At 70.1% G+C, this 819-nt stretch carries 1 pseudogene; it reads right to left on the bottom strand.

Features of this window, described 5'->3' with window-relative positions:
- Positions 1 to 541, bottom strand: a pseudogene (locus tag DMH12_RS38645) (helix-turn-helix domain-containing protein); the annotation flags it as partial.
- Positions 542 to 819 lie beyond the last annotated feature (278 nt).

Raw genomic sequence — 819 nt, forward strand, 5'->3', positions numbered from 1 at the left:
GGCGCAGGCCGGTGAGGACTTCGACCGCCGCTTGGAGGAGGGCGGGGGCGGTGCACGAAGGCTGCGGGACGGCGGGGAGGCGCTTGCGTGGCGCGGCCTCGTCGGGGTCCGTGCGCCGCCGGGCGGGCCTGCGCGGTGCCGTGTCCCGCGTGGCGCTGCGGTGGCCGGGCCTGTTGCAGGAGACGGTGCGGGTGACGATCCGGCCGGTGGCGGTGCGTTCCCTGCTGCGGCTCAGGTAGCCGTGGGTTTCGAGTTCGTTCAGCGCGGCGGCGATGCGGGTGGGGCCCTCGGGAAAGCGGGCGGCGAGCGTCTTGATGTCGACGGCGGTGCCCGGCCGGACCGACTGGATGTAGCAGGCCAGGCCGATGGCGAGCCCCGACAGCTCCGGATGCTGCACCAGGTCGTTGCCGACCACCGTGAAGTTCTCGGTGTGGCGGACGTGGTCGTGGGTCACGCCGGCGAACGGCTTTTCGGCGGGGTGGTTTTCGCGCGCGATACGGGACTGGGCGCGCAGGGGGGCACTAGGGTTTTCGGTATCCATCGGGAAGCTCTCTTCTTCCTTGGTGGTCAGGCCCTCGCATTGGGATGCCAGTCCCGGCGGGGGCCGTCGCATGTCTGGGGGTGGTTTGCGGTGTGCTGCTGTCGCTGAGCGTAGGGCAGGCAACCGGTGGCATATCCAGCCCAGTTGGGCATATTCACTCGCGGGAGTGACCTGGCCCGACGGGAGGGAGGGGTGGGGTTTGGGTGGGTTCTTTCTCTCCAGTGAGTAGTTCATAGGGGGCGCAGGTCGGGCCGGAGCTTGAGGCGTCAGGTTCCGGT

The sequence above is a fragment of the Streptomyces sp. WAC 04229 genome (assembly GCF_003947455.1).
In the GTDB taxonomy this organism is placed as follows: domain Bacteria; phylum Actinomycetota; class Actinomycetes; order Streptomycetales; family Streptomycetaceae; genus Streptomyces.